Raw genomic sequence first — 21854 nt, forward strand, 5'->3', positions numbered from 1 at the left:
AGACGGGAGTTGCAGGCGTGATGAGTGAATCGCAACCAGTAGTCTTGGCCGCCGATGATGATCAGGCGGTGCGGTTTGTCCTGGAGCAGTCGCTCAGCCGCGCCGGATTCCTGGTGCACACTTTTAATAATGGGCAGGATCTGCTCGAACACATCCATGCCGACGGCGCCGACCTGGTGATCACCGATATCGTCATGCCCGGACTCTCCGGGTTGGACTTGGCGCAGACCCTCAAATCCTCCCATCCCGACGTGCCGGTGATCGTCATCACCGCTCAGAGCACCCTGCGCAACGCGGTGCAGGCGTTCGAGCGCGGCGCCTTCGACTATCTGGCCAAACCGTTCGACATCAAGAAATTGGTGGATCTGGCCCATCGCGCCATGGATCTGCGTAAAAAGAGCGCCAAACCGGCGCCGCCCAAGCGGGTGGAGGAGGCGCAGCCCTCCTATAAACAGGCCGACGCCCATCTGGAGCGATTTGGCGGCTTCGTCGGCTCTTCGCGCGCCATGCAGGCGCTGTTTCGCACCATTGGCCGTCTCTCCAACTCCGAGATGACGGTGTTGATTCACGGTGAATCCGGCGCCGGTAAAGAGTTGGTGGCGCGGGCGGTGCACGACTACAGCCCACGGCGTAAGGGTCCGTTCACCGCCATCAACATGGCCGCCATCCCGCGCAACCTGATCGAAAGCGAGCTGTTCGGCCACGAAAAGGGCGCCTTTACCGGCGCGGTGTCGCGACGCCCCGGCCATTTTCAGAAGGCCGAAGGCGGCACCCTGTTCTTAGATGAGATCGGCGATATGCCCATGGAGGCGCAGACCCGCCTGCTGCGGGTGTTGCAGGAGGGCACCTTCACTCTGGTGGGCTCCACCGACGTGCTGCGCGCCAATGTGCGCATCATCGCCGCCACCCACCAATATCTGCCCGACGCCATCGCCGAAGGACGCTTCCGCGAAGACCTCTTCTATCGCCTCAACGTCATTCCGTTGCACGTGCCCTCGCTGCGTTCGCGCAAAGAGGATATCCCCATTCTGTGCGACTACTTCCTGGGCAAGACCGCCAAAGAGCTCAACATCCCGGTCAAGCGCTTCACCCCCATGGCCATGGAGCGCATGCTGGCGTATGACTGGCCGGGCAACGTGCGCGAGCTGGAGAATCTCATCAGCCGCATGATGGTGCTCACCCCCGATGATGAGATCGGCGCCGATCGGTTGGATCTTTCCAATCGCATGGTCAGACGCGTTGAGGAGGAGATGGCCCCGGCGCCAGCCGAAGAGAGCACAGTCCACAGCGGAGCGGAAACCCCGCGCGCATCCGCCTTCAAACAGGCGCTGTTGGAGGAGTTGGATGACTACTTCCTGGCGCTGAATGGACAGGAGGGGAGCAACCTCTACAGCGCGGTGCTCAAGCGCATGGAGGAGGTGCTGATCCCCCGCGTACTCAAGGAAACCCGGGGCAATCGGGTCAAAGCGGCGCTGGTTCTGGGCATCAATCGCAACACCCTGCGCAAAAAAATCCAGGATCTGGAGAGCAATCCGTTTTGATCAATATTGGGAAATGCTAATAAACTTATACAGGTCCAACAAAGAGTTAATCACATTGCCGTTTGGTAAAACCCGCAATACGGTCATTACATTTCCTTTCCCTATGTCCCCTATTGCGCGATAAGTCGTTGACACAAGCCGCAATGCGCCGCTACCCTGCCTCGGATAACTGGAGGGCGCGCCACGGGGCTGCCCGGATTCGCAACCCAGGTGCGCAGGGGTTACTCAATGCTGCGCGATGAGTTGGGAGCGTAATCCACATGTCCGATAAGTCGCCGACCACTCCCCCCGGAGAGGCTCCAGTTGAACCGCAAGCGCAGGCGTTGCAAAAGCGCGCGCAATCCGGCGAATCCCAGAGCGGCCAACCCATGTTGGGAACTCTGGAGAGCGACGCGGCGCAGGCGCTGAGTGAAGCCGAGCAGACGCTGGCGGCGCTACAGGCCAACGCCGACAAAAGCGAATCGGCGCGGAGCAAGAGCGCGCCAATTCCGCAGACGCGGCCCCCCAGCGGCATCGCCATCGGCATGCGCCTGGGTGTGGAGATGGTCTCCGCCACCGTGGTGGGGGGGGTTATCGGCTACGTGCTCGACTACTGGTTTGGCACCAAGCCGTGGCTGTTTTTGCTTTGGTTTCTGTTGGGCGTCATCGCCGGGTTTCGCAACCTGGTGCGCGCGGCCGATAGAATGTCTGATAAGCCTTCCGATGGCGATGACGCCAATGCAGGGTGATCGTTGGCAGCGAAGTCTGCTGATGATCCGGGATCGCCGAACCCGACTTTCGGCATGAACTGGAACGGACTGAACGCCCATGTCTCTGATCGCCGACGCCATGGCCTCTACTGCGGTAACCGCCGCCGACGCCGCCGCTCCGAAAATGGATCCGTTGCACCACTTCCAGGTGCATAACATCGTGGATCTGAACATCCTGGGGCTGGATATCTCCATCAGCAACTCCGTGGTGTGGATGTGGATTGCGGTGGGCGTGGCTTTCGCGTTCATGAAATTCGCCTCTCCCGGCTCCAAAAACGGCCGCGCCCTGGTGCCGGGCCGTCTGCAGAGCCTGGGCGAGATGCTGTTCCAGTTTGTGCGCGGCATCATCACCGACATCATCGGCCAGGAGGGGTTGAAGTTCTTCCCCGGCATCTTTGCGCTGTTCCTGTTGGTGCTGTTCTGCAACGTCCTGGGTCTGGTGCCGGGTTCGTTTACCCCCACCTCCCAGTTGATCGTCACCGCCACCCTGGCCATGGGCGTGTTTCTGTTCGCCACCGGTCTGGGCATCTACAAGCACGGCGGCCACTTCTTCAGCTTCTTCGTTCCCGGCGGCGTGCCCAAAGCGCTGTTGGTGCTGATGATCCCCATCGAGGTGATCTCGTACCTGTCGCGTCCGGTCTCCCTGTCTGTGCGTCTGTTCGCCAACATGACCGCCGGCCACACCGTGCTGGCCGTGGTGTTCTTCTTCATCGCCAACACCATTCCGCTGGGATTGAACCTGCTCCCCTTGGGCTTCACTGTGGTGTTCAATGGGTTTGAGCTGTTCATCGGATTCATCCAGGCTTACATCTTTACCATTCTGACTTGTGTTTACATCAACGACGCCATTCATCTGCACTGATCGCGTTGTGAAATCCGGGCTGCGGTCCGACCATCTTCAACCACTGAAATACACCTTCAAGATGAGGTAAAAACAATGGAAAGCGCTGCCGCCTCCTATATCGGTATGGGTCTTGCCGCCGCTGGCATGGCCGGTTCTGGCCTTGGTCTGGGTTTCCTGTTCGGTAAAGCCATCGAAGCCATCGCCCGTCAACCCGGGGCCGAGTCCCAGCTGACCAAGTACATGTGGATCGGTGCCGCCTTCGTGGAAGCGGTTGCGCTGTATGGCATGGTGCTCGCCTTCATCATGATGCCGTAAGGGTCGCATCATGTTGATCAGCGCCGCCCACGCAGCCGGGCAAGCCGCCGACGCGCACGCCTCGGGCGGCGGACTGCCTCAATTTGACTCCAGCTCGTTCTCGTCGCAGATGTTCTGGGTGATTGTCTCTTTCGTCGCCCTGCTGTTCTTGCTGCGCAAATACGTCGTGCCCGCCGTCAATGACGTGCTCGACGCGCGCGCCAAGCGTATCTCCGATGAGATCGAAGCGGCGGAAAACAGCCGCAAAGAGGCCGAGCGCCTGCTCGAAGAGCATCGCACTCAGCTGGCTGAAGCCCGCGCCAACATCAATCAGATGATGGAGCAGGCGCAGAAAGACGCCACCGCCAACCGTGAAAAAGCCATGGCCGAATTGGACGCTGATCTGTCCAAGAAGAAAGACGCCGCCATGGCCGAGATCGATACGGCGCGTAAAAAAGCCATGAGCGAAATCCGCGGCGTGGCCGTGGATGTGGCCATGGAAGTCGCCGAAAAGCTGATCGCCAAGTCTGTGGACAAGAAGCAGGCGGAATCGCTGGCCAATGAGGCCATCGAGAAGATTGGCGAAGCCAAAGACCAGGTGCATTGAGCGCTTAAGCACTCACCGCTCCAGTCATAGAAACCCCCTGATCATCCGGTCAGGGGGTTTTTTTATGGGAAAAATCAGCATCATGGGACATGTTATATACTCAGTCGGACTCAAAATTAGACATTGGCGATTTTGAAACTGGAAGATATCGAGGGCTTTGCCCTCGAGCTCCCAAGATCAACAACCACACCGTGGGCGCCGCCCACACCCGCTGGGGGCGCAGCCCCCAGACCCCGCCGCCGACCAGTCGGCGGCCAATAGTCAGCGCAAGCTCAACTTGTGTCACGCATACATTAGTTGCTTTGTACATATTGAATTCATGTGACTGTAGAGTGATGTGACCTCTCATGCCGGCAAGCAAAAGTGTCGATGAGAGTGCAGGAGGCGGTTGATGAAACGAATCCGATTCGCCATTCGCGCGGCAATTAGCGGCGCCATCGTGGCGCTGTTCATTTTGCACCTGCAGGGCGGCGTCGACCTGCCGCAGCTGCAGCGTTTCGAGAACGATCTGTATGATCTGCGCGTGCAGTGGACTTTAGAAGATGTCATCGACCCGCGCATCGTCATCGTCAATATCGACGACGCCAGCTTGCGCGAAGAGGGGCGCTGGCCCTGGTCGCGCAGTCGCATCGGGGAGTTGACCACCACCCTGTTTGACCACTATGGCGTGGCCGCCATCGGTTTTGACATCATTTTCGCAGAGCCCGACCCCAACGCCGCCGGGGGCGCGCGCATCCTGCGCCAACTGGGCAACCCCACATTGGAGCAGGCGCCATGGCTCAACGCCTTCCGCAGCCTGTTGGACGCTAATGATCCCGATAGGCAGTTCGCCGATGCGCTACGTGATCGCCCTGTCGCGTTGGGCTTCTATTTCAAAGGCAACGATGATGGCGGCGCCAGATCCATGGGCGTACTGCCGGAACCCATCATAGACGCCGGTTTGCTGCGCAGCGCAGGCATTACGCTGCCGCCCATGCTATCGCCCAATCACTTTGGCGGAATCGTCCCGACGCTGCTGGTGGATGGTGTTGAAGCAGGATTTTTGGATAACCCGCTGGTGGATGATGATGGCGTATTCCGTAAAACGCCGCTGCTGCAGCGCTCAGGCGACAAGATCTACCCCACCCTGGCGTTGAGTTTGGCGCGTATGCTGATTGGCTCCGGATATCCGCTATCGCTGGATGAGCAGGGACGTTGGATCAAGATTGGCCCGCTGAGTATCCCGTTATTGGAAAACGCCGCTACCTATATTCCCTTCCTCGGCCCTGTGGGTAGCTTTCGATATGTCTCTGCAGCGGATGTGCTCAATCAGCGCACGTCCCATGAGATTCTGCAGGGAACTGTGGTGTTGGTGGGCGCCACCGCGGCGGGCCTGATGGATATGCGCAGCACGCCGGTGGCCAGCGTCTACCCCGGGGTGGAGACCCACGCCAATCTGCTCTCAGGCATCCTTGATGGCCGTAACCCCTACGTGCCGGAAGAGTATAAAAAGAGCGAAGTATGGGCGCTGCTGGTCATCGGCGTGTTTCTGGGCCTGCTGATCCCCCATGCGCAACCGTGGAAGATCGTCGTCATGGCCATAGTGGTGCTGGGGCTGTGGGAAGGGCTCGCTTTGGCGTTCTGGCAGTGGGACCGCGCCATCATCCCCATGGCGGCGCCCCTGGCCATGGTGCTGATGCTGGTGATTAGCCACTTGCTGTTTGGCTTGATTGTGGAGAGTCGACAGCGGCGTCAAATCACCAAATGGTTTGGCCAATACATCCCGCCGGAGTTGGTGGCGGAGATGAGTGAAAACGAGGCCAACTACACCCTCGATGGCGAAAACCGCGAGATGACGGTGCTATTTGCCGATGTGCGACGTTTTACCGACATCGCCGAAAGCATGGGCCCCAGTGAGTTGACGCAGCTCATGAATGCCTATCTGACGCCCATGAGCGCCATCATCTACCAAAACCGCGGCGCCATCGACAAATACATGGGCGACGCCATTATGGCGTTCTGGGGCGCGCCGCTGGAGAACGCGCAACACGCCGCCACGGCGATCAAAACCGGACTGGAGATGCTGGAACAGATAGAGCAGCTGCATGAGCCGTTTGCGCAGCGAGGCTGGCCACAGTTGAAAGTCGGTATTGGTCTGGGCACCGGACGCATGCACGTGGGCAATATGGGCTCGGAGTACCGCATGGCCTATACGGTGATGGGCGATGCGGTCAATCTCGGCTCGCGCCTGGAGGGGTTGACCAGCGTGTATAAAATTCCCTTCATCGTCAGCCAGACGACGCGGGATGCGGCGCCAGAGTATCTGTATCGGAAAATTGATCGCGTGCGCGTAAAAGGGCGTACAGAGCCGGTAACGATCTATCAACCCATCGGGTTAACCGAAGAATGCGATGAACAGACCCGTCACCTCATAACGCGACATGAGCAGGCGTTGAGCGCCTACCAGAGTCGACAATTTGAGGCTGCGGAAGAGTTGTGGCGCGCGCTCAAACAAGACGATGAACGGTTAAGCGCGTTTTATCAGATATTTTTAACCAGAATTGAGATGCTGCGGCTGGAGCCGCCGCCTGCCGATTGGAGCGGCGTACAGAACTTCAGCCATAAGTAGAGCGGAGTTCAGGTGGGGGCTTGAAAACTCTTCAAACCGTGACGCAGTAACGTGGCGCAGCCAGCTACATAGGCGCGCGCATCGGCGCGCACGGCCAGCAATGGGCCACACTGTGAATAACGCGCCACGCCGCGTTGATGCAGCATCTGCTGCATGCGCATCAGATTGGGCCAATCCCGCGCCACGCGAAATGCGCGCAGGGGATACTCGCCAATCACCGCGCCCTTCTCTTTCAGGGTGATCAAACGCGGCTCAGGCTCCAACACCTGGGCCCGCACATCCGGATCCAGCTCCTCCGGGACGTAGTAGAGGGTAAACGGCTCGCGCACGCCCAGCCCCACCGTGACGCCATCACACTGAGTCAGGCGATAGAACGGCGAGGTTTCAGCCCCGAAGGTGAGGCCTTTGTGGTGATCTTCCAGCAAAGCCGACGCACGGGCGCCCCACCCCGCCACCGGGTGGGTGGGGTGCAGGCTGCGCATGACGCCGGGAAGACGCCGAAACACCTCCGGCAACAGACCCACCCGACACGGCGTGCGACGGCGATCGAACGCCTCCAGCGTGGCCGCATAGTCCCGTTGCAACCCACGAAATGGAAACGTGGGCATGAGCAGCGTTCCATCCGGTCCCAGCAGCTCCTGCATCATGCTGATGAGCGCCGTAGGGGTGATCTGCGGGACCGCCTCTTGAATCCGATCCATGGCGCTGTGCACGAACAGCGTTGCGCCCGGGGAAAAACCGAGCGCAACCAGGAACGCGCGCAACTGCTCCACGGTGATGACATCGCCCTGACGCCAGCGCAGCCAGCGTCCGCGCACGCGTGATACCCAATGCGCGCCTGGTCCGTGCAACCAACCGGAAATGGCCGGAGGCAAGGGCGCGGTAAGCAACGGGTCGAATTGAGCAGCCGTCATCTGATGCTGTGAGTGGGAATCCATTCCCGGCAATTCAGGCTTTGCTTTAGCGCAACTGCGCCAGAACCGGACCCGAGAACGGGGTGGCGGCGTTGGCGGTGTGCAGGTTCATCATCAGCGAGCCCATCAGGCTGCCAACGATGCCCACACTCAGCAGTAGCGCCAACATGGTGTCGCGCAGCGCGCGCTTCATATAGACGCGGCGATAGTGGGCGTTGCCGGGGACCAGGCGCTCCAACAGGCGCTCCAGTTGCGTTTTCACGGGATCACGAGACATAGCGACTCTCCATCAGGCACAGGGCCATCAATCACAGGGGCGGCCGCGCGGAAACCGCTCCGCGCCAACCTGCCGCAACAGAGGCCCGGTTCGGGGCCTAATCTGCCGTTAGCATGCGGCGCGCCAGTTTTTTAAGATGGAAAATCGCCAAAAATAGAATTGGTTAGAGCTAACAGTGCTGAAGGGCGACAGCGTCAAAAATACGCACAAGCGTCAAAGGGTCTGCTTCATCTCTGGCGGCGTGCGGTGTTGCAGGGCCGGAATATGTTCCACAATCTCTTCGGCCACCTGTTTGCGCTTTTTGCCCTCGATGTTAAAGATCTCATCGGCGGCTTGGATATAGAACGGCATGCGCTGACGCAGGATCTGCTCCAGATCCAGCGCATTGCTCAACTCGGGGCGATTGGGATCGCTGCTGACCTTATCAGCCAGGCGTTTGAGATCGCCATCGAGCAGCACCACGCGGCTCTCATGGCGCTTGAGCAGCGCCACTTTGCGATCGCTGAAGATCTCATTGCCCGCTTCGTCCAGATCCACCACCACGCCGCCGCCGCAGTCGAGAATCACCCCGTTCAGTTGCGAGGCTTTGCGCAGGGCTTCATACTCCAGGTTACGGAAGTGGGGCCAGCCATACCGCTCCACGATCTGCGGAATGGTCAGCCCTTCGGCCTCATAGGAGATCAGCAGGTCGATGCAGAGCACCGGCCACTTGGTGAGCATGGACAGACGGCGGGAGATGTTGGATTTGCCCGCCCCGCGCGGACCGATGAGGGCGATGTTCATGCTTTGGCGGCTCCCCCCATGACGAACTGGCGATACGCTTTCAGCAGCACCAGGACCACCGGGGTTGCGTGCATCACCAGGTCGAAGATATCGATGGGACGGCTGAGGGTTCCACTGGCCAGCATGCGCAGCTTCTCCACCAGATGCGGCTCCGGGTGCATGGGCGCCGAGCCGAGAAACAGCGCGGCAAAAATCAGAATGGGCCAGTCGATGCTATCAACCACGCGCCAGATCAGGGGAGGGGTCTGTTGGGCCATGAACGCCTCGTCTACGGCGGCGCGGGGATGAACTTTCGCCCCTGCGCTCACTCTGTTGTGAAGAACTGGAATAATGATATTGGCTAAACACTGAACAACGGTCGAAGAGGGAAGATATTGGGGCTCCGCCCCAAACCCCGCCAGGGCTCCGCCCTGGACCTGCGAGGGCTCTGCCCTCGACCCGGCAGGGGAATGATTCCCCTGCACCCCCGTTAGTTAACCTTCTGTGCGCACATGCAGCCTGGGGGTGTTCAACATGTCATCTTGCGATTATACAAAACCCGCATAACGCGGACATCATAAAGGAATTTGCATGAACGAGCAAAACGATCCCCTGGCGAAAATTCAAGCCGGTCTGCAGGCCAGCATCAATGCGGCCATCACGCCGGGATCGCTGGCGGCGCCCACGCCCCATGGGGAGCATCCCGACGCCATTCGCCCTAAGGATATCAAATGGGCGGCGCTCAAGGAGGAGGTCAAGGCCGCCAGCGCCGCTGGGGAGTGGGACAAGGCGCTCAAGCTGATGCTGGAGATGTCCAACAACGACCGCCACCCGGAGGCGTTTATGGCGCGGGTGCAATCGGCATGGTTGGTGGTGAAGATTCCGGCCCCGGTGACCGACGTGACGCTGGTGCTGTTCGACCTGTTGGCGTCGCTGGAGGCCAATCATCCGGCGGCGGGCGGTGTGGCGGCGTTGGCCAATCTGATGGCGATGCACCGCACCCCCGACCATCCGCAGCGGGAGTTGGCGCAGATGCAGGCGCAGCAGATGTGGCCCATGGCGGCGAAGATCATGGGGATCAATCCCGATGACAACGCGGCGTTTGAGGCGTGGCGCAGCGAAGAGCAGTTGGACGATCCCAACGCCTTCATTCCGCGGGTGATGGGGATGTTGGAGCGCATGGGCCCGGAGGTGTGGTGGATTGACCGGGAGCGGATTCAGGCGGAGATGATGCAGGGGGAGTGAGGGGGTCTTGACGAAACGGTGATCCTGACGCATAGTGCCAGTTCTCACGATGCTGCGGGTGTCGTCTAATGGTAGGGCCGAAGCTTCCCAAGCTTCTGACGAGGGTTCGATTCCCTTCACCCGCTCCAATACAAAAAAGCGCCTGACTGGAAACGGTCAGGCGCTTTTTTTTGTTTGTCCTGGCAAGAGGCAAAAGTGTGTGTGGGAAAGACAACGAGCCCACGCTATGTAAGGGGACAAATTGCCGCAGGCGATTTGGCGGGATTCTTAAGGGTCTGTGACCCTTAAGCGGGTGCAGGGCGGCGCCCTGGCGGGGTTTGGGGCAGCGCCCCAATATCTTTAATCTCTGAGGGTCAAATTCTCCGCCGTTTGCGGCGTTGAAAGGAAGATGACCAACGACTCTTGTCGCCGTTAGGCGGTGAGAGCCGTCATGATCATTTCGTGTCCATACCCCGCTGCTTGCGGGGGGGGGGTGGTTGATTTGCGCATTGCCAAGAGGGATCGCCATGGCGGAGTGTGAACTCAAGTTGTACAACGCGATTGCGAAAAGGCAAAACCTTTTGAGGTTATGCGGTACTTATGAAACAGTATCAACACAATCTGATCACCCAACCGAGTGGAGAAGAGAGTGATGAAAAAAGCGCAATTGATTTGGGTTCTGGCGGCCATAGCGTTACCAGCTCTGACCGTCCAGACGACCGAAGCGGCAAGCTTTGGCGGCGTTGCAGGCGGTTCACGCACAGCGACGCAATTTCAAGGAAACTCAACATTTGACCCCAGCCAACTCCAATTGCCCAATGGCGGCGCAGGAATAAACTTCCGCAACAACGCTGGCGACGCGGCTCCTCGCAGACTGGGCGGGGTCGCAGGCGCTCGGCAAGCGCCTTTGAAGTTGCAGCAGTCTGGAACGTTCGATCCCAGCCAGATCAGATCCCTTGGCCAAGGGCAGCTGAATTTGAATAGCAACAAAAACACCCCGAGTCGCCAATTCGGCGGCGCGCGCTGAATCCGTTCCTCCCTGTCGCCACGGCAAAAAAAAGCCCCTGGGAATGGTCCCAGGGGCTGAGATGATAGCAACGCCGCTCTAAACGGAAGCGGCTGCTATTGAGACATTATCCCACAAAGCTGCACTGGCTGGCGGCGGTGCGGGTGTCCATGTTCTTACCACGGTTGATGTGGTCCTCCACCTCGGCGGCGGTGCCAATCATGCGGCCAAACAGGAAGGTGGTGAAGGCTGCGCCTTCCAGAGCGGCGTTGCTGAACTTGCCTTCGCTGTAGGGCTGCCACAGCATCTTCAGCAGGATCACGGCGATCACCGCGTCCACGTTCACGCAGTAGACGTTCTTGGACACGCCCGCCTTGAACAGGGCGTTCACCAACGCATGGTAGTACTCCAGGAACACGTTGTAGTCGCCACGCTCCTTGAGCAGACCGTTGACGAACTGCTCGCGAGGATCGTAGTTGACCTCTTTGTTCTTGAACACCGGGTGGTTGATGCAAGGCACCTTGAAATAGTTGATGTTGCCCTCGGACTTGGCTTTGGCCTTGTACGCCTTGTACTCCTTGGCGTAGTTGAGAGCCATCTCCTCCAGATTGAGACTGGTGGCCGCGCCCGGATCCACCAAACCGCTGTCGCGGAAACGATCCACCAGGAACGCCACGGCCTCAAAACCGTTGCCGCCGTGGGCGTAACCGGTGTGGGTGAGGAAGCCCAGGTAGGCTTTGTTGATCTGCACCCGATCCGGCGCTTCGGGACCGTCGGCGGAGACCGCGCCTTTGGCGCCCTGAGCGGAGATGGTGCCGGGGCCGTTGGTGATGATCAGACCCAGCAGGATGGAGAAGTTGAACAGCTCGTCAGCGGAGGGACGGTTGCCGAACAGCGCCAGGAAGGCGGTCTCCGCGAAGCTCCAACCGCTCATCAGCTCGCTCACCGCCACGCCGCGGAAGGTGTTGGCGTCGGGCTGCGCCTCCGGCTCCACCGCCGACCCCACCAGGGTGGCGAAGACGTGCAGATGCCAGGGGATGTTCATCGCGGTCACGCGGGAGACGCGCTTGCGCATCAGATACTTCCAGCTCACGTGCAGCGCAGTGGCGGCGATCACTGCAGCCACGGTGGGACGCTTGCCGGTCTTCTCCGCCAGGGCGTTAAGGAAGTTGATGAAGGCGGACTTGACGCCGCGCTTGGCCATGGCGTCGAGCATGGCGTCGGCTTGGGCGTCGGCGTCGGTCAACAGCAGATCCACGCTGGTGGCGGCGGCGTTGACCGGACCGGAAACGTCGAAATCGGCGTCGCCGCCGTCATCCAGGCCGGAGCCGGTGAACAGGTCGATGATGGCGTCGGCGGCGGCTTTGCCCGCCGCCGTGGTCTTGGGGCCCACCTGAGCAATGGCGGCGGAGAGCGCGGTGTTGGGGCTACAGCCCGCATCCCGCGCGCCCTGGGCGGCGGCCAGACCCACTTGACCATGCTGGTTGACCAGACCGTTCAACACCACGTTGGTCATGGCCAGGCCGGAGGCGTCGGGATAGTCGCGCACCAACGAGCGGATGAGGTTGGCCTCAAAGCTCTGGGTGGCCGCTTCCAGCACGCTCTTGCCGTGGATCTGCGACACTTGGGTCTTGGGATCCATCTTCGAAGCGCCGGAGCAGTCCTTGAGGGTCTGACGCGGGAAGATGGCGCCGACTTGACGATTGAGCGCTTCAATCTGCTCGTCGTAGGGGGCGATCGCCTTGACCGGAGTTTGCTTGAGTTCGGCGGGCAGATCCAGGCCCAGGTCCTGGTTGAACCAGCACTTGAGCGAGAGGTCGCCTTTGGGCTCGAAGTCGGGATTCTGACCATTGAGCTTCATCACCGCCGTCAGCGCGGCGGGGATGTGGGCGATGTTGGTCACCACCGCGCCTTTGGCGGAGCAGACCGGGTTTTCCGGGGTGAACAGATCGTTCACGCCGAACATGTCCATGTACCACTGCTCTTTGGCGAAGGCGTTGTCGCCGGAACCGGCGATGGCGCCCGCATGGCCGCAGGAGCGGGTCAGTTTGGCTTTCCAACGGCCCACCACACAGGCCACCACAGGCTTTTTGAAGTCCAGCCCATGCTCGTAGTAACCGCCCGGCTCGGTGTAGAACACCGCCGCTTTGGAGCGGTCATCGTTATGGAAGGCGTGGGTGAATTCCGGCGCGGCGTAGTGGATGTAGACATCCTTACCCGACGACACCGAAGTGGTGGTGCCCCAACCGGCGGTGGCCAGATAGACGGCGATGGTGGTGGTGAAGTTGCCGGAGTTGGAGAAGATCGCCACCGAACCGGGGTTGAGCGACTCCTGCGGATGCGCGCCGCCCAGGGCGCCGCCCAGACGCACATGGTTGTGCGCGTCGGCCACGCCCAGGCAGTTGGCGCCCAGCACGTCCACGCCGCGCATCTGACAGTAGGCGCGGATGATGCGAGCGTCTTTGACCGCCACTTTTTCGGTGAGGATGATCACCTTGCGCAGTTCGGGATTGACGCGCACGGCTTCTATCACCGCATCCTTCACGCCCGAGGGGGGCACGTAGACCACCGCCACATTGAACTTGTGGCCGGCCTGCATCGCCTCCAGAACGTTGTTGTAGACGGGGATGTCGCCCGCTTTGGTCTTCAGGGCGGAGCCGCCGCGACCCGGCATGGTGCCACAGACGATGTTGCCGCCGGAATACTCGTGGCTGATGGGGGTGACGGTCTTGGACTCGCCGCCGGAGATATTCAAAACGCAGACGCGGTCATCCTTGGTGGCCAACTCCTTGAGGGAGTGGATGCCGACAAAATAGGGGAACTCCTTGACGCCGCGCGCGTGCATAAAATTGTAACCCTGATTCAACGTGGTTTCAGTCTCGCTCATGACACATTTCCTGTAACGTCGTTGGCAACGATTATCACGATAGGGGCGGTGGTATACCGTTGCCCGATTACGCGCTAATGCCCATTTTGGCCGCCACTTCGGCGCGACCGCCATTGGCCATCCAGGTATCGATCGCCTTGGCGTAGTTGACCACTTCGCTCATGGCCGAATCGTAGCCGAAGAAGCTGTAGGGCAGACCCAGGGAGTCCAGGGTGTCCTTGAAGTAGCTCATGCCGCGGATCAGGTTGGGACCGCCGCGACCCACCACCACATACAGCGGCGTGGGGCCATAGGCGCCAAAGTGGTCGCGCAGGGCGTCGGCCATGGCGCGGAAGGTCTCGAAAATGTCGGTGTTGTTGGCCTTGCCGCCGATCAGGAACAGCACGTTGCTCTGCTTGAGCCAGTACTTATAGGTGATGCGGCTGATGTCGTGCATCTTGGCGTAAGGGGGGTTGCCGCCGAAGTCCGAGGAGATGGTGGCCGCTTCGCCCAGCTGTTCGGTCACCAGGGCGTTGGCGCCGCCGCCGAAGGTCATGGCGGTGATGGTGCCCTGATCGTTGATCACGAACACGTCCGACTGGCCCTGATAGGTGCGCAGTTGGTTCACTTCCATCTCAAACGGCGAGTAGTCCACCAGATCCAGATCGGCCGGCAGGTTCAGACGCTCGGAGTTGGGATCGTCGCCATCGAAGGAGCATTTGAAGTCGCACGCCACCGGCACCAGACGGCCATTCTTGTCCGGTCCCATGCGGATGGGGTTCAACTCCAGGGTGGTCATGCCGTAGTTGTTGTACAGATCCCACAGTTTGGGCAGGTTCTGCACCAACGGGCTGATGATCTCGTTGGGCGCGCCCAGCTCCAGCAGGGCGTTGGAGACGATGAAGCCTTTGAAGCCGGTCAAGGGGTCGAACGGCACGGTGGCGATCTTCTCGGGGGGCAGCTCTTCGATGTCCACGCCGCCATGATGGGTAATGGTGATGGTGGGAGCGCGGTACTGGGTGCTGTCGGAGATGGAGAAGTAGACTTCGTACTTGGCTTCGACGAAGGATTCGAAGGTCACCCCTTCGGCCTTCTGGGTCACGTTGCCATGGGTGTGGGTGGCGAAGTAGAGGCGCTCTTTCTCTTTAATAGCGGTCTCCACGTCCTTGGCGATGCCCACCAGGCCCGCCTTGCCCTTTTTGCCCACGCCGCCCTTGAACACCGGTTTGACCAGCAGTCCGCCATGGTCGGTGATCATCTGTTGGATCTCTTGGACGGACGCCTCGGGACCCAACACTTGAGCCGTGGGGAAGCCCACGTAGTTGAGCAATTTGGATCCGTAGAGCATACCGGTTATTTGCATTGGTGCAACTCCCCATTCACCCGCTAAATGATGATAGGCGGACTTCCGCCCGCCGCAAACTTGATGCAGCCGATTGTCAGCGCCAAATTTGCGCGCTTTTCACCTGCTATGGCTTTCGAAACGCGCATATTAGCAGAATCTTCTATAGATCGCATAAATAAAATATTTGGCGCTTGAATAAAAATCTTATATGTGGGGTATGCCTGCGTCAATGTGACGAGGCGAATTGGCGGCAAACAAAAAGAGCGAACTCGTCGGAGTTCGCTCTTTGGGGTGATCGGTGGATCAACAGTCGCAGAAAACGCGGCAAAATTCCGGCGTGTTACAGATCCGGACGCTCTTCGATGCCCCAATCCAGAGACAGCAGGGTGCGCTCAATCTGTTTGACGTGATCCTCCTCCTCCTGCACCAGCTCCTGGCATAGGATCTTCATTTCGTTGCTCTGCGCCATCTCCAAAAGAGTCCGATAGTTTTGCACCGCCTCCTGCTCGAAGCGCAGGGCGACATTGAGCACGCCGCGCATATCGCCGTTGGCGATCTCCTGCAGCATCTGCGGGGGCGCGGGCTTCTCCTCTTCGGCGTCGACGAACTGTTTGAGCTCGTCACAATCCACATCGGCGCCCGCTTTGGCGGCGCGATCGATCAACTGTTTGGCGTGGCCCTCCTCCATCTGCGCCAGTTCGAGAAACAGCATACGGGATTCATCGTGGGTGGTGATCTCAGCGGCTTGGCTATAGATGGCGGCGCCTTGGGTTTCATGCGCCAGAGCCTGCTTCAGAATCGATGTCACAGTGGTCATTCTACGCTCCTCTTGCACACAGTCCGCAATCGCCAACGGCGGCCAAAGCGCCACACGTCTGGCGTCCTACTTAAGTGGGAATCGTAGAATGCGTGAAAGTTCAGAAAATTACGCCACAGCATCAATTTCACTGAATAGAGGGTATTTCCAATAAAAATGATGAATGGGGCTATAGAATCCCTGAGCGGGCGGATCCACCGACGTCAGCAGGGTGTGCGGTAGCGAACGTCGTTGCAGAGTGGTCACAGCGTGGTGTTAGAGCGGGCGTCCCAGCACCATGAACTGATAGGGCTCCATCACCAGCTCCTGCATTGCGGTGATGACGCGCCCGGCCACCAGATCCACCACCGATTTGCGCAGCCCCATCTGCCGCAACTTGCGCGCCTCCAGACGCTGCTCATGCTCGCTGAAGTTGGCCAGCACCAGAATCATGTTCTGATCGTGCATACGGAAGTAGCCGAACACATGCTTGTTGCCGGTATCGAGAATCTCCGTCTCCGAGCGGGTGAAGGCGAGATTCTGATTGCGCAGTTGAATCAAGCGCACCAGACCCATGTAGATGCGGCCAACGGGGGTCTCCGGGTCGCGGCGCTGCTCGGCGCGCTCCCAATCGAATTGGCCCCGATGCAGCCAGCGCGAATCGCCGAACTTATCCGGCTGCTGCTCATAGTCGTAATCGTTCAGAGCGCCGATCTCGTCACCCAGATAGATCAACGGGATGCCGCCAATGGTGAGAATGATCCCGTGCAGCAGCAGAATGCGGCGGATACTGAACTCCAGCTCCTTCTCATCATTCTCCTGCAGCGCCTTCTCCATGCCGGTCAACGAGGCGCAGGTTCCCGAAACCCGCGCATCGCCGGTCTGCGGATTCTCCTGGAACGGGGCGCCGCGGGCGAAGCTGCCGTCGAATTTGCCGGTGTAGAATTTGGTCAGGAAGCGGCGATGCTCATCGGGATTGATCCCCACCGCTTCCAGATCGTCATTGGCGAAGGCCCAGCCGATGTCATCGTGGCAGCGCACGTAGTTGACCCAGGCGCAGCCCTGGGGGATCTGGAAACGGTGCTGCATGGCCTGCAGCAGCACGCTTACGTCGCGGGTGGCCAGCGCCTCCCACAGCAGCGCCATGAGGCCCGGATTATAGGAGAGCTGGCACTCCTCCATGCTGATGTACTTGGCCACCTCGTCGGGGTGCACGATGGCTTCGGATTTGAACACCATGGCCGGGGCGGCGATGCTGGCCACGGCGTTGAAGGCCTGAATCACCCAGTGCGCCTCGGGCAGATTCTGGCAGTCGGTGCCCAGTCGCTTCCAGATGAAGGCCACGGCGTCGAAGCGCAGAATCTCCACCCCCAGATTGGCCAGATAGAGCATCTCCTCGATCATGCGATTGAACAGCGCCGGGTTCTCGTAGTTCAGATCCCATTGGAAGTTATAGAAGGTGGTCCAGATCCACTTCTTCAGGCGCGGACGGTAGGTGAAGGCGCCGGGGCGATCATCGGGGAAGATCTCGCTCATGCTGCGTTCAAAGGCGTCGGGCATCTCGCGATTGGGATACATGCGGTAGTAGGCTTGATGCTCTTCGTCGCCTTTGAGGGCCTGAATCGCCCAGTCGTGCTCATCGGAGGTGTGGTTGAAGACGAAATCCAGCACCAGGGAGATGCCGTGCAGACGCAGCTCCGAGGCCAGCGCCTCCAGCTCGTCGATGGTCCCCAGATGCGCCATGACCTCACGGTAGCTGCTCACTGCGTAGCCGCCGTCGTTATCCCCGGCGGGCACTTTGAAGAATGGCAGCAGGTGCAGATAGGTGATCCCCAGTTCGGTCAGGTAGGGGATCTTGTCGCGCAGTCCCTGGATGTCGCCGGCGAACACGTCCACATAGCACATGGCGCCCACCATACGGTGGGATTGATACCAATTGGGATCGGTTGCGCGCAGGGCGTCCAGCGCCTTGAGTTCATCGGAGCGGGCGATCCACATCTCGGTGGTGGAGGCGAGGATGCTCTCAAGATGGTAGAAGAAGTCGTAGTGATGGCTGTAGAGGGCGAACAGGCGCTCGAACAGACGCGGAAACTGAGTCTTCAGTCGCTGCGCATAGGCGTCCCATTCGGCGGGGTCCACTTGGTCTTTAAAACGCGCTTCGATGCGGGGAAACACGCGCGCCAGTGAGGTTTGGCACTCCTTGCGCGTACAAGTGGTGAGTTTACTGACGTCAGGCATGGGGGAAGCATCCTCAATTCGCGATGGCGAAGGAGTTGGACAAAACTTTCGACCATCGTTGATCATACAGAGTTTTTTCCGTGATCAAAGCCCCGCGTCGATTTTTCCCCATGGGCGCCAGAGGGCGGATTTGAACTTTCCCCGCCTTCGCGGACAGTGATTTAAGCTGCTTTTTACTGCTCCTCGAATGCGATCGGGCTGAGAAATCCGAGTGTGGAGAGCCCAAACCATTGGCGTTTTCAGAGTTCTGCTTCCAGCGCCGCAGTTGGATCTCATGAACCCCAAGATCCCGCGAAACTTGCGCCAGACCGCGCCGCCCTTCCTGCACGAGGCGAACGGCCTCATCCTTGAAATCCTGCGTGTGCGTCTTCCGCTTCCTCGACACCGTGACGCCTCCTCCCGAAGCATCTTAAGCTCGGGGCAAAGTGTCGACAATTGCGGGGGGAAGTCCAACTGGGATGCCCATAAAAAAAGCCAACCACCCAAGAGGTGATTGGCTTTTTGGTCGCGTAAGTGGCGGGAGCGACGGGACTCGAACCCGCGACCTCCGGCGTGACAGGCCGGCATTCTAACCAACTGAACTACGCCCCCGCAGGCGTTGAGAAGCGTGAATCTACGGATTTCCCCGGTTATTGTCAAGCAGTTTGTGAAAAAAAATTCATATCCAACGACATCGCAAATTCACAAGCCGTCAACGCGCTGCTCTCAGGGGTGGTTCACACCCTGCCGCCAGCGCGCCATAGACGTCACTCGGCAGCAGGGATGCGCAGACTGGCGGGCGCCGCCTGCTGGCGCTGGGCCTCAGCGGCGCGGCGCCAGAGCGTGAGGTAATCCTGCGCGCAATCCGAGGCGCTGAACGATTCGGTGGGGGTTTTCAGCAGCGTGGCGCCCTCCAGATCCACCCAACAGATGCGACTGCCGAAGCCCGCCAATCCCGGCGAACCCGCCACGCCGTCGCGGGGGGAGAAGGGGGTGAGGGCGCCCTGGCGGGCGGGATCGGGTCCGACGCCGCCTGCGCCGCCTGCGCCGCCCAGTCCACGGCTGGCCAGACAACGCAGCGCGCCTTGAGCGGCGGATTTGTCGGTGATGATGAGCACATCGCCGCCATTGCCGCCAGCGCCGCCCTGACCGCCATTGCTGCCGGTATCGAGAGTCGCGTCTGCATGGCCCAGGCTGGCGCCATTGCCGCCAGCGCCGCCGTGGCCGCCGCGACAGATCACCGCCGTCTGTCCATGCAGACGCGAGATGCGCAGAGTACTCAGCAGCGGCGCGTGGCGTCCCGCTTCGCCACAGCCGCCGGACGCCATTGCCCCCGCGGCGTCTTGGCCCGGCGCGCCATCGTGGCCGCCGATGATGATGTGGGCGGGTTTTTCGCCTGCTTGCGGCGCTTGCAATTGATCAATCCACACCGGCATGGCGGTTTCGATGATCAACCGCGCGCCCGGGCGCAGGATGACGCGACCGAGGAGATGCACGGCGCCCTGTTCGGCCAAGGTGAGTGTTTGACCGGGGGCGATCTCCCAGGCGCCGCCGACGAGGATGGGCATGGGCTGACGCGAGGGAAACAGCGTGCTGTTGAGCGCCTCTTTCAGGCTGACCGAGAGCAGGGCGCGGTTATGCAGGTAGAGCGCAAGCATGTAATACAGGGTGGCGTGGCGATTCTGCCCCAAATGGCTGGGCGGTTCCGGCGCTGTGGTGAGGGTGGTTTTGGGCAGCGGCGGGAACAGGGGGTCGAGCGCATATTGCAGCGCAGCCAGATCGGGCCAGGAGGCAAACTGCAGCGCGCCCAGCTTATTACGTTGACGTGAGGTGAGCTTTTCAAGCGTCAACACTGTTGGCCGAGAGAATTGGAATATATTAGAGAAATCAACACTATATGAAACATTAAAGCGTTGAATAGCCTCAAGGAATATCGGTTCTGGCCCTGAATCAATAACAGATTTCATGGAAAATAACCACTCAACGGTTTGTGACTCGCCTTGTACAACATTACTATTACAATCCAACCATACAGAGGCCGAAGCGAAAATTCCAGTAATATGTCCAGCCATTGGCAAGCAAAGGAAAGCCACTGCGAAACAGTCGGCTGCGGCACGCCCCGCACACGTATGCGCACAGAATTCAAAGAGTACACAAGTTTGCCTGCGACGTAATGGCGTAAACAGAGAAAAGCGAGCAAAAAGCTGCAATTGCACGCACAATAAGCGTGAGTTATCGGTAGGATTCTGTTGACTCGGGGTGGAATAGAGTGTTAGGTACTCCCACGCCCATTACCAAGTCCGAGGCGACGACCATCCGTGTCGTCAGCGGTCGGGCGCCCGAAATTCCGCTGGGAGGAACGGCATGCTGGAAGGATATTTCCCGGTATTGATGCTGGTGTTCGTCGCCCTGGGCATCTCGGTTTTCATGATGGCCGCCTCATATATCTTAGGCGTCAAGCGGCCCTATTATGAAAAGCGAGACCAGTACGAGTGCGGCTTTGCGCCGCTGGCCCGGGTCTACATTCAATTCGACGTCCGCTACTATCTGCTGGCGATCCTGTTCATCATCTTCGATATCGAAGCGGCGTTCTTGTTCCCCTGGGCCGTCGCTTTCACCGATATCGGCCTGATCGGCTTTGTGGAGATGATTCTGTTCCTCGCCGTGCTGCTGGTGGGTTACGCCTACGCCTGGAAGAAAGGGGCTCTGGAATGGGAATGATCGAAGAGATCCGCCAGGAGGTGGACGAGCGCGGCTTTGTGCTCACCACCGCCGACAGCCTGGTCAACTGGGCGCGCGCCTCGTCGCTGTGGCCCATGACCTTCGGCCTGGCCTGCTGCGCGGTGGAGATGATGCAGGCCGGCGCCAGCCGCTACGACCTCGACCGCTTCGGCGTGGTGTTCCGCGCCAGCCCGCGTCAATCCGACGTGATGATCGTGGCCGGCACCCTGACCAACAAAATGGCCCCGGCCCTGCGCAAGGTCTATGACCAGATGCCCGAACCCCGCTGGGTGATCTCCATGGGCTCCTGCGCCAACGGCGGCGGCTACTACCACTACTCCTACTCGGTGGTGCGCGGTTGTGACCGCATCGTGCCGGTGGATGTCTACGTGCCCGGCTGCCCCCCCACGCCGGAGGGGCTGATCTACGGCATCATGCAGCTGCAGAAGAAGATCCACCGCGATGGCCGCATCTACTCGGGCTGGAGGAAGCGCGTATGATCAGCGTGATGTCGCAAGAGAAGATCGACGCCATCGAGGAGTTGGTCAAAGGGCGGGTCAAAACCGCCGAGCGCCTCGAGCGTCTGCCCGATATCCTGGTGGTGTGGACCACGCCGGAGAATCTGCTGGCCACCCTCAAGACCCTGCGCGACGATCCCGATCTGAACTTCCGCGCCTACATCGACTGCACCGCCGTGCACTGGCCCGAGCGCGACAAACCGTTCGAGATCGTCTATCAGCTGCTGTCGATCCATAAGAACCAGCGCATCCGCGTCAAGACCGCCGTGGCCGAATATGAGCCGGTTCCCTCGGCCACCCCGCTGTGGTTCTGCGCCGACTGGTTCGAGCGCGAAGCCTACGACATGTTCGGCGTGATCTTCAGCGGTCACCCCGATCTGCGCCGCATCCTGTGCGACTACGACTTCGACGGCCACCCGCTGCGCAAGGACTTCCCGGTGCATGGCAAGTGGGAGCTGTTCTACGACGAGAACCAACAGCGCATCGTGCGTAAGCCGACGCAATTGACCGTGCCCAATCGGGAGTTCTACGGCTAAGCGCCGTCGTCCCCCGAGCCGGATCGCCC

21 protein-coding genes and 2 tRNA genes are annotated in these 21854 nt (G+C 60.1%); 12 read left to right on the plus strand and 11 right to left on the minus strand.

The features are described from left to right. Positions 1–20: 20 nt before the first annotated feature. The 6 genes from ntrC to MAIT1_RS05680 all read left to right on the plus strand — a co-directional run bounded on the left by ntrC (position 21) and on the right by MAIT1_RS05680 (position 6643). Positions 21–1541, plus strand: a complete 1521-nt coding sequence (gene ntrC, locus MAIT1_RS05655; protein ID WP_085441334.1) for a nitrogen regulation protein NR(I) — start codon at positions 21–23, stop codon at positions 1539–1541. A gap of 260 nt (positions 1542–1801) precedes the next feature. Then, the gene (locus MAIT1_RS05660; RefSeq protein ID WP_085441335.1) at positions 1802–2269 is read left to right on the plus strand and encodes an AtpZ/AtpI family protein; all 468 of its coding nucleotides are present in this window, start codon (positions 1802–1804) and stop codon (positions 2267–2269) included. Positions 2270–2414: 145 nt separating this feature from the next. Next, positions 2415–3152, plus strand: a complete 738-nt coding sequence (locus MAIT1_RS05665) for a F0F1 ATP synthase subunit A (RefSeq protein WP_085441417.1) — start codon at positions 2415–2417, stop codon at positions 3150–3152. A 75-nt stretch (positions 3153–3227) separates the two neighbouring features. Next, positions 3228–3449 (plus strand): ATP synthase F0 subunit C, encoded by a 222-nt coding sequence (gene atpE, locus MAIT1_RS22420; protein WP_085441336.1) that lies wholly within the window; start codon positions 3228–3230, stop codon positions 3447–3449. A 10-nt stretch (positions 3450–3459) separates the two neighbouring features. Beyond that, complete coding sequence (atpF, locus tag MAIT1_RS05675) at positions 3460–4035, plus strand: F0F1 ATP synthase subunit B (protein WP_085441337.1); 576 nt, start codon at positions 3460–3462, stop codon at positions 4033–4035. Positions 4036–4426: 391 nt separating this feature from the next. Next, the gene (locus MAIT1_RS05680) at positions 4427–6643 is read left to right on the plus strand and encodes a CHASE2 domain-containing protein (protein WP_085441338.1); all 2217 of its coding nucleotides are present in this window, start codon (positions 4427–4429) and stop codon (positions 6641–6643) included. Between the two features lie 8 nt (positions 6644–6651). Here the strand turns inward: MAIT1_RS05680 and MAIT1_RS05685 are convergent, their stop codons facing one another. The 4 genes from MAIT1_RS05685 to MAIT1_RS05700 form a co-directional block, all read right to left on the minus strand. Further along, entirely contained in the window at positions 6652–7461 is an 810-nt protein-coding gene (locus MAIT1_RS05685; protein WP_158089332.1) for an AAC(3) family N-acetyltransferase, read from the minus strand. Positions 7462–7603: 142 nt separating this feature from the next. After that, positions 7604–7834, minus strand: coding sequence for a hypothetical protein (locus MAIT1_RS05690; RefSeq protein ID WP_085441340.1), 231 nt, complete (start codon positions 7832–7834; stop codon positions 7604–7606). 213 nt (positions 7835–8047) lie between these two features. Further along, positions 8048–8617, minus strand: coding sequence for a shikimate kinase (locus MAIT1_RS05695; RefSeq protein WP_085441341.1), 570 nt, complete (start codon positions 8615–8617; stop codon positions 8048–8050). After that, on the minus strand, positions 8614–8874 hold the full coding sequence (locus MAIT1_RS05700) for a hypothetical protein (RefSeq protein WP_085441342.1): 261 nt from the start codon (positions 8872–8874) through the stop codon (positions 8614–8616). Before MAIT1_RS05700 ends, MAIT1_RS05695 begins: the two co-directional genes overlap by 4 nt. Positions 8875–9187: 313 nt before the next feature. On the opposite strand from MAIT1_RS05700, the gene MAIT1_RS05705 reads away from it, so the two are divergent. The 3 genes from MAIT1_RS05705 to MAIT1_RS05715 all read left to right on the plus strand — a co-directional run bounded on the left by MAIT1_RS05705 (position 9188) and on the right by MAIT1_RS05715 (position 10847). Beyond that, positions 9188–9841, plus strand: a complete 654-nt coding sequence (locus tag MAIT1_RS05705; RefSeq protein WP_085441343.1) for a hypothetical protein — start codon at positions 9188–9190, stop codon at positions 9839–9841. A gap of 54 nt (positions 9842–9895) precedes the next feature. Next, positions 9896–9969 (plus strand) — tRNA-Gly (locus MAIT1_RS05710). 503 nt (positions 9970–10472) lie between these two features. After that, the gene (locus tag MAIT1_RS05715) at positions 10473–10847 is read left to right on the plus strand and encodes a hypothetical protein (RefSeq protein ID WP_085441344.1); all 375 of its coding nucleotides are present in this window, start codon (positions 10473–10475) and stop codon (positions 10845–10847) included. Between the two features lie 106 nt (positions 10848–10953). Here the strand turns inward: MAIT1_RS05715 and MAIT1_RS05720 are convergent, their stop codons facing one another. The 7 genes from MAIT1_RS05720 to MAIT1_RS22425 all read right to left on the minus strand — a co-directional run bounded on the left by MAIT1_RS05720 (position 10954) and on the right by MAIT1_RS22425 (position 19900). Continuing rightward, positions 10954–13671, minus strand: a complete 2718-nt coding sequence (locus MAIT1_RS05720) for a CoA-binding protein (RefSeq protein WP_085441418.1) — start codon at positions 13669–13671, stop codon at positions 10954–10956. Between the two features lie 109 nt (positions 13672–13780). After that, positions 13781–15055, minus strand: a complete 1275-nt coding sequence (locus MAIT1_RS05725; RefSeq protein ID WP_085441345.1) for an ATP-grasp domain-containing protein — start codon at positions 15053–15055, stop codon at positions 13781–13783. 322 nt (positions 15056–15377) lie between these two features. Then, positions 15378–15854, minus strand: a complete 477-nt coding sequence (locus tag MAIT1_RS05730) for a ferritin-like domain-containing protein (RefSeq protein ID WP_085441346.1) — start codon at positions 15852–15854, stop codon at positions 15378–15380. Positions 15855–16109: 255 nt separating this feature from the next. Next, positions 16110–18071 carry an amylosucrase gene (locus MAIT1_RS05735; RefSeq protein WP_085441347.1) on the minus strand — a complete coding sequence of 654 codons (1962 nt, stop codon included), beginning with the start codon at positions 18069–18071 and terminating at the stop codon, positions 16110–16112. Between the two features lie 13 nt (positions 18072–18084). Beyond that, entirely contained in the window at positions 18085–18456 is a 372-nt protein-coding gene (locus MAIT1_RS05740; RefSeq protein ID WP_085441348.1) for a transposase, read from the minus strand. A 129-nt stretch (positions 18457–18585) separates the two neighbouring features. Beyond that, positions 18586–18662: transfer RNA gene (locus tag MAIT1_RS05745), tRNA-Asp, on the minus strand. 155 nt (positions 18663–18817) lie between these two features. Next, complete coding sequence (locus MAIT1_RS22425) at positions 18818–19900, minus strand: hypothetical protein (protein WP_143814678.1); 1083 nt, start codon at positions 19898–19900, stop codon at positions 18818–18820. Between the two features lie 514 nt (positions 19901–20414). Here MAIT1_RS22425 and ndhC point away from each other — a divergent pair. Genes ndhC through MAIT1_RS05765 form a run of 3 tightly spaced genes read left to right on the plus strand, consistent with a single transcriptional unit; the run spans position 20415 to position 21825 of the window. Next, positions 20415–20771, plus strand: coding sequence for an NADH-quinone oxidoreductase subunit A (gene ndhC, locus MAIT1_RS05755; protein ID WP_085441350.1), 357 nt, complete (start codon positions 20415–20417; stop codon positions 20769–20771). Beyond that, the gene (locus MAIT1_RS05760; protein WP_085441351.1) at positions 20762–21271 is read left to right on the plus strand and encodes an NADH-quinone oxidoreductase subunit NuoB; all 510 of its coding nucleotides are present in this window, start codon (positions 20762–20764) and stop codon (positions 21269–21271) included. The genes ndhC and MAIT1_RS05760 overlap by 10 nt, the downstream gene beginning before the upstream one ends. Continuing rightward, positions 21268–21825: a complex I 30 kDa subunit family protein gene (locus MAIT1_RS05765; protein ID WP_143814679.1), complete on the plus strand. Its 558-nt coding sequence runs from the start codon at positions 21268–21270 to the stop codon at positions 21823–21825. The genes MAIT1_RS05760 and MAIT1_RS05765 overlap by 4 nt, the downstream gene beginning before the upstream one ends. Positions 21826–21854 lie beyond the last annotated feature (29 nt).

It is taken from the genome of Magnetofaba australis IT-1, from assembly GCF_002109495.1.
GTDB lineage: Bacteria > Pseudomonadota > Magnetococcia > Magnetococcales > Magnetococcaceae > Magnetofaba > Magnetofaba australis.